6 protein-coding genes are annotated in these 7,735 nt (G+C 41.4%); 2 read left to right on the top strand and 4 right to left on the bottom strand.

Annotated features, from left to right (window positions below; translation table 11 throughout):
- Positions 1-128: 128 nt before the first annotated feature.
- From VB732_RS25785 to VB732_RS25770, 4 genes are all read right to left on the bottom strand, one after another.
- Positions 129-2,255 carry an AAA family ATPase gene (locus VB732_RS25785; protein WP_323233730.1) on the bottom strand — a complete coding sequence of 709 codons (2,127 nt, stop codon included), beginning with the start codon at positions 2,253-2,255 and terminating at the stop codon, positions 129-131.
- Positions 2,256-2,767: 512 nt separating this feature from the next.
- Positions 2,768-3,001 (bottom strand): hypothetical protein, encoded by a 234-nt coding sequence (locus VB732_RS25780; RefSeq protein WP_292720552.1) that lies wholly within the window; start codon positions 2,999-3,001, stop codon positions 2,768-2,770.
- A gap of 73 nt (positions 3,002-3,074) precedes the next feature.
- Positions 3,075-5,384, bottom strand: a complete 2,310-nt coding sequence (locus tag VB732_RS25775) for an ATP-dependent RecD-like DNA helicase (RefSeq protein WP_323233729.1) — start codon at positions 5,382-5,384, stop codon at positions 3,075-3,077.
- 615 nt (positions 5,385-5,999) lie between these two features.
- A complete protein-coding gene (locus VB732_RS25770; protein ID WP_323233728.1) occupies positions 6,000-6,392 on the bottom strand; it encodes a hypothetical protein in 393 nt (130 codons plus the stop codon).
- Positions 6,393-6,897: 505 nt separating this feature from the next.
- Here VB732_RS25770 and VB732_RS25765 point away from each other — a divergent pair.
- Positions 6,898-7,209 (top strand): hypothetical protein, encoded by a 312-nt coding sequence (locus tag VB732_RS25765; RefSeq protein WP_190900919.1) that lies wholly within the window; start codon positions 6,898-6,900, stop codon positions 7,207-7,209.
- A gap of 57 nt (positions 7,210-7,266) precedes the next feature.
- Complete coding sequence (locus VB732_RS25760) at positions 7,267-7,734, top strand: hypothetical protein (protein WP_323233727.1); 468 nt, start codon at positions 7,267-7,269, stop codon at positions 7,732-7,734.
- The last annotated feature ends 1 nt before the right edge of the window (position 7,735 follow it).

Below are 7,735 nucleotides of genomic sequence, written 5' to 3'. Positions count from 1 at the left end.
TCATTACTTCTCTTCTGCTCCATCAAACGCCTTGAGAAGAGTGAGAAATGCGGGCTAGCTACCAGATTTCTCACTCTTGATTGAGAGCAACAACCGCAAGCGGGGTGAAATTGTCAAGTTGAACATTTCTAAATTGCAATCGTCGGTTGCAAAAAAGCGCTTTCCAACCGCTGCTGTAATCGCGTATATCGCAGTTGGCCGTCACTAGAACGCAAAGCCTTGGATATCGCTTTCTTGGAACCAACGACAATCGCTAACTGCTTGGCACAAGTTAATGCTGTGTACAACTGTTTACGAGACAACATCATATAAGGCTGCGTATAAATTGGCAGAATTACTACCGGATATTCTGAACCCTGGCTTTGATGAATGGTGAAGCTCCAGGCGAGGGCAATTTGATTTAAGTCTGCTCTGGTTCTAACGACAGTATGCTTACCATACTGTACAGTAACTTCCATCTCTTCAGGATCAATGGCCTTGATAATTCCGAAGTCGCCATTAAAAATATCGTGATTATAATCATTAGTCAGTTGAATGATCCGATCGCCTTCTCGTAATAAATTCCCGCCCGTGGTAATCTCTACTTTGTCGGGACTGGGCGGATTAATCAACTGCTGTAATACGGTATTGAGGTTACGAGTCCCAAGCAAACCCCGCGACATGGGGGAAAGCACTTGCACATCAGTAGCTCGATTGTAACCCAGGCGGGGAATCAAGTCTGTAATGATTTCGGATATTGCTTTAACACCATGTTTGGGGTGATGACCGCCGCCGTGCCACAGACATTCAGACACGGGATTATCGGAAATCGGTTCAATTGTGGGAAACTGGCTTCGGTTAATTTGGTGAGCAGCGGTGATAATTGCGCTCTGTTGGGCTTGCCTAAATACCTTGGTCAACCGCACCACCGGAACGTGACCAGAATTAATCAAGTCAGCAAGGATTTGACCGGGCCCGACAGAGGGTAACTGGTCAATGTCACCCACTAGCAGTAGTTGGGAACCGTATTGTATCGCCTTTAGCAAAGAAGATGCCAGAAACAAATCGAGCATACTAGCTTCTAGCGCGACAATTGCGGTATGGGGTAAAGGGTTTTGATTATCGCGTAAGAAGCCCATTGTCTTTGGGTCAAATTCCAACAAGCAGTGTATGGTCTTGGCTTCGAGTTGTGTGATTTGACTCAGGCGTTGAGCAGCGCGTCCAGTTGGCGCAGCTAAGGCGATAGATTTGCCCATTGCTTTCCACAGAGAGACTATGGTGTGGGTGGTGAAAGTTTTACCGCAACCGGGGCCACCAGTAAGAATCATTACCCTTGAATATGCAGCCATTTCTACCGCTAGCCGTTGCTGTGGTGAAAGTTTGATTTTATGACTCTTGGTGAAGCGCTCAATCCAGGCGCGAACACGAGGCATATCTTGTGCAACTGGTTGGCAAAATCTAGATTGTATTAATTGAGCAAGGTTCTGTTCGGTGTGAAAGTAGGTTGGTAGATAACATAGCAGGGTTTGGTCTGAGCTTTTCTCGCGGATTAAGTCATCCTTGAGTGCCATGTCTTTGATAATATCAGCGAGGGCATTTTCTTCGGGTGTGTGATCTGCTGTAGTTAGCAGTTTGATAACATTCTCAATGAGTTTTGGCTGGGGTAAATAGCAATGCCCATCGGCAGCAGCTTCGTTCAAAACATGAATTAAACCAGCACGGTAACGGAACTGACTATCAGCTGCAACTCCTAAATTAAAGGCAATTTTATCAGTTCTCAGAAAACCAATACCGTAGATGTCAGCAGCTAACTGGTAGGGATTGCTGGTGAGAGTAGCGAGTGCTTCATCCTTGTACTGCCTGTAAATTTTGACTGCATAAGTATTAGAAACGCCATGACTGTGGAGAAATAGCATTAAATAGATGTAAGAGATGTAAGAAAATAAAATAAAAATAAGTTGATAGCTAAATAAAGATATTTTGAATTGAAGCAGAGACTTGATATTTGGGTTATGCCATCGGCGACGGCGACCCGGACGCGAACAATCCCACAAACTATCGAGTTTGCCCCAGTACCAGCGATGAATTGTGTCGCGTACAGTCTGTGGATGCCATTTTAAGTATTGTGCGATCTTTAGCACTGTCCATCCAGCGGCTGATAAGCGTAGTACAGTGGCACGACTTTGAGTTCTTGGTGGTATACCTTTTGCTTGAGTGAGTGCTAGTAGGGCTTGATCTTCTATTGGTGACAGGTCAACTTTTAAAGGCGCTGGCATCTTGGTCAGGGGTAAAAATATTTACGACTAAAAGAGATTATCCCAATTTGATGTGCCATTTTACTTTAATGAATTCTATTTACGAGTTTAGGTGATTGCGAGTTAGTCTATGATGTCGTAAATTACACAGTTAAAAATACAACTTTAACATGGAATGAAATTCCTGTGCTGTATCATGATACTTATCTAGGTAAAAAAATAAGTTGATGGGAGGTTTATTTAGCCTATTTACCTAGATGAGTATAATACAGAAAATTATACTGCATAGCGATGCCTACAGTAATTAGAATTGCGTAAATAAAAGTACTTTATATTACAAAGACGCATTTATACAGAGGGCATAAGGGAAGGCACAGACATCGTTTGGTATGGTGGTCTGCAAATTCCCGCTCTTTTTAACACCCTTGATCTTGGCTCATATAAAGGATTAGTTTTTGAGAATCATAATTAAGTTTTTGCCGACCATTGGTCGGCAAATTGCGATGCCGAGCAACCAACGATATTTTAATTTTTTAAAATGTAATTATTTCACAACCTTCAAGCAATTCGTCATAAACAGTTAGTTGTTGTGTTTTTAAGTGATTTGGCAATGAATCGTCATCGAAAGTCAAAGTAACAATATGAGTATTTTTGAGACTAAGAGATGATTTGCTGATATCAGTTATTGCTGCACTCATGCCGCTTCGAGTACCGATCAGATACTTCACCGATTGCCCGATCTTTAACTGTGCTGCTGGAATAGCCATAAATGTTAAAAGTGTACTTCAAGAGTAGTCTGGTTGGATGCGACCGTTGTTCTCATTTTGGGCATGGGTTTTATTATTGGAGCAGAACTGCGTCAATTGCTGAATCAATTAACTCAATTGCGGTAGTTTCATAGTGATAAGTATTAAAGCGAAACTTGCCGACAAGTTCGGGCTGTTTTGACGGACGATAACCATATTTAGACTCATACATTTGTAGTGCAAGACTACCAATAGTAGTCATCTGTCCTTGTGTTGCAGTCAGTTGGCGTTGTTGTAGCCTAGAAGCGACAGTAACAGTAGACGCAGATGTTGCCGCACAAGTGGTTTTTCTGGTGTTGCTCAAACTCTGCCAGATTTCACTAAGTTGCTCAACAGGTGAAATGAGGAGATTGGTTAGTCCAGTAAAACGCTGGGCGGGTTTATCAGTAGCGACAGCAGTTTTCAATGCTTCATGCTGTCCAACTGCGATGAATGTACCCATTGCGCGAGTCATAGTCGTGTAGAGCAGCTGACGGGTTAACATCCGGTAATTAGCCCTGACCAATGGGAAAATCACATAAGGAAATTGGCTACCTTGACTCTTGTGACAAGTTATACAAAACGAGTGCATAATTTGCTCGAAGTCTCCAGGATAATAATTAACAACTGCACCGCCCTCCCAAGAAATCGTAACCAAAAATTTTTCCGGCTCCACAGCAATAACCTGACCGATCTCGCCATTCATCACAGGCGGGACAGTTTCATAACGGTTTTTCAGTTGGATTACGCGATCGCCGACTCGGTAGATAACTGACCCAGAGACAATTTGTGGTTGATTTTCTTGTTTTGGGTTAAAGATAGGGGCAAGAAGCTGATTGAGATTGTGAACTCCACAGTCTCCTTGTTTTTGAGGCGCTAAGATTATTAGTTGTTGATTTAAATCAACACCTGACTGGCCAATAGCTTTAACCAACTCAACGATGGCTTGGGAGGTCGCTTGGGGCGAATCTTTTTGAATCATTGCACAGTCACCGACATCCATCCAATCAGAAACCTGATTAAAATTGTGCAGTGTGGGTACTATGCCAGAATTGACATCATTAGCGGCATAGATAATCGGGCTTTCGTGCCGTTGACGATAAATCGTCTGTAAGAAAGTTGTTGGCACGAGTTCAGAAACAATTAAATCCCGCAAGACCATTCCCGCGCCAATACTGGGTAATTGATCAAAGTCCCCTACCAGTACAATTCTGGTTTTTTTGTCCAAGGCTTTGAGCAGCGAATTGAACAGAAATATGTCAACCATTGAAAATTCATCAATGATTAGACAATCAAGATTTAGAAGATTATCCTCGTTATAAAGAAAAACCTGTTGATGCCCCTGCCATTGCAATAAACGGTGAATAGTAGTTGCTTCAATGCCTGTAGCATCTTTCATCCGGTTAGCAGCTTTCCCTGTTGGAGCGGCAAGTGCAATCGCTTTATCAGTATGCATAAACCATTCAATAATGGTTTTCAGTACATAAGTTTTCCCTCGACCAGGGCCACCAGTAATAATGCTAATTGGATGTTTAGCTGCCATCATCAAGGCGCTGATTTGTTCATCACTTAAAAGTGAAAGTTGGCGATAGTCAGTAGTTTGGAATTCGGCTAACCAGTGTTCTAAATGTTCAGTGGGGTGAGTTGGTTGTTCAAGGAGAGCAAGAATCTTCAAAGTCACAGAAAGTTCAGCCCGATAAGCAGCTTTGAGATAAACACTATTACCAACATCACCCGAAACTAAAGTCCCCTTTTCGAGTAACTGTTGAATAATTGTATTTAAAAATTGAACATCGGGCGTATGCTGTGGTGAAGAAAGCAGGGAAGTTGCAATACTTACTAATTGCTCAGACGGTAAAAAACAATTCCCTTCACGTAAGCCGGATTTTAAAACATGGATTAAAGCTGAGATATAACGAGTATCGCTGTATAGCGGGATACCAAGAGATATGGCTAATTCATCAGCAGTCTTAAAACCGATGCCGTCAATGTCATCAATTAATCTGTAAGGGTTGTTCTGAAGTACATTTGCAGTTTTGTGTCCGTAATAGTCACAAATTTTCAAAGCTAACTTCAATGAAGTTCCCACAGCCAAAAGTTGGGTAATCACTCCCAAGTTCGGATTCTTTTTACTCTCTGACCAAGCTTTGGTAATACCATCAATACGATATTGAGTTAGTCCGGGAACAGTGTAAAGTTTTTCGGGGTTGTTATCTAATATCGATAAAGTCTCAGTTCCAAAACAGTTGACCAAGGTTTGAGCAGTTTTCTTGCCGATTCCACGAAATAGTCCACTTTCTAAATACGCCTCGATTTCCGGCAACATCAGAATCGGAAATTTTTCGACTTGAAGGAGCCTGATCATGAGTCAAAGAGTAGTTGAGAGATTCTGTTCTTCTACAAGGGTAGCTCTAAAGCTAACTCATCGTCTCAAATCGAAAATCCAATTGGCTTACGAACTCTAAAGAATCTCCTTGTGCAATGAAAGCTGTTCATGGGCGATGGGCGATCGCCTAAGCATCCTCGCTGGAATAAATTGAACAAACCTTCGATACCCCACGATTTATAGTGTTGCCAAGACAGATACCCCAAAAAAGGTTTGTTCAATTTATTTTTGCTTAACCCCTAAAAGGGATGTAAAGAAATGTTTCTGTTAACGTCATCAAATTTGGCTTCAATACAAGATTTAGTCATCTACTAAGTTAATGGCAGTCAAGCGATGGCGTACCTGCCCTTAAGATGTGCGATCGCCTGTTGCATTGCAAAAACTTAACCCGACAAAATATAACGATGATTGATTAAAAATCAAGAGACGGAAGTACGGATTAAAATCGTACTTTTATCTATTTATTTGTCATTGCTGTTTGTGAGATAGTGGAAGCAATTCTCAGTTCGCAGTTAAGCATGGTAGTTTTGGTAAGAATAGATCGGGTATTGTGTGGGAATTTAATGAAACTTCGGGATTATGTGATCTGGGAAGTTAGTCGGGAGTATCCAAATGTTTCTTTAAAGTGTAGGGGCAATCAGGAGTTTTGATTCCACTGGCGTAAGGTAATTTATAGGATGCCCAAAGCTGCCACCGCAAAACATCAACTCCAATAGTTGAACTACCGAACTGTACTTGAGAGTCTTTGTCTGGGTTTTGTATAACATTCTTGATTATGGTATTTATCGCTTCTGTCTTGAGATTATTCGGTATGCCCATTAGTAGCTTTGTAAGCCACTGTTTGATTTGTGGTGACTGTAGCCAGTTTTTGATTTGGTCATCAGTAGGAGTTAGGCGATTGAATAATAGCGTGGGATTTTCGTTATCTTCATTAACTTGACTTTTGGGTTGAAAGAGTTGATGAAAATTAGTATCTGTGTTGGACATAAAGTTGATTGGTTAAAAAAGAATATCTCTATTATAGATAAATTGGATAAATCCGATAATAGCTAATATATTTTATCAAGATATTAAGATAAATAAATATAATAAGATTATTTATCCTTTGACACAAAATTATAAAGATTTGACTAATTAATTATGTTATAAATATTAAATAAGTTCCTTATGCAAGTATCAAATAAATACTATGCACCCAATAGAGTTTAAGAAGAAGTGGAAATTAACTTATCAAGAGATGGCGTTCGTATTAGGATACGAAAGTTACGATACCGTCCGAAGCTGGTTCAGGTGTGGAAAAAAGCATCGAAATCCAATGAAGGTTGTTCATATAACTTGCTGGCTTTTGAATGAGAAGTGGGAACGCGAAGGAAAAAAAATAGTTGCTTTTTACCTATAAATGTTTCCTAACTGGGTAAAATGTCCCCTTCCCCGCCACAAAAAAGGCGGGTATTTTATGTATAGTTAGAAGTTCCAAGAAGTTCTCAGAGTCATGGGGATAGGGAGGTTTACCTGGCAAAATGAAGAACTAACAAGACCAGAAGTTGCGGCGATGTTAAAGCCAAAGGTTTCTGCAAGACAACTACAAGCATATTTGAACATAGCTCGGAAGTACTTGCCAGAGTTCCAGAAATTCACCAACAAAAAAACAGGTGGTCTAGATGGCTATGCAAAGCTATACGAGTGTCACATTACAGTACTTCAGGAAATTCGCTCACTAGCTAGGGAACATACTTTAGCTGACATAGAAATTGAATTTCAACAACGAGCATTAAACAAGTCAGAAGTGGGAAGTTGGAAGTAGATTTTTTGTTGCTTCCAACTTCGGTAATAAGGTGATTTTTAGATTTTTCCTAGAACAATGAAAAAAGGAGTAATTGCCTTGGCATCCAACAATTCTGTGCGAAGAACACAAACTCAAGTTCTGGCTAAGGCTAGCGCGGCGATTGGGCGCAAGTATCAGCATCACATAAACGCTGCCGGTACGGCGACAATCATTGTCATGCAGTCAATGCCCTCTTATGGGTGGGGCTTGTTCGATTCGGCCCAGGTGGCAATGACTTGTATGTTCGGCGGCGCTGGCGGTATTGGTGGTGGTGCGGCTGGCGGCGCGGCTGCGATTCAAGCACTTCCGGCAGTTATAAATGCAACCATCACAGTGCTTTTGTTTGTATACTTTGTGGCTTCTGGGCTTAAGGTTGCCAACGGCATTGGTGAAGGGCAGGAAGTAACGCAGATGGTTCAACAGCCCGTAGGCGTGTTTTTCATAATCCTGGTGCTTTGGATTGCTCAAAGTATCTTATTTAACGGCGTTACAGCCGCTTGCTAGT

The organism is Nostoc sp. UHCC 0252, assembly GCF_034931145.1.
Taxonomy (GTDB): Bacteria; Cyanobacteriota; Cyanobacteriia; order Cyanobacteriales; family Nostocaceae; genus Nostoc.
The sequence above is the reverse complement of the archived record's forward strand: the minus strand, read 5'-3'. Positions and strand labels throughout refer to the sequence as shown.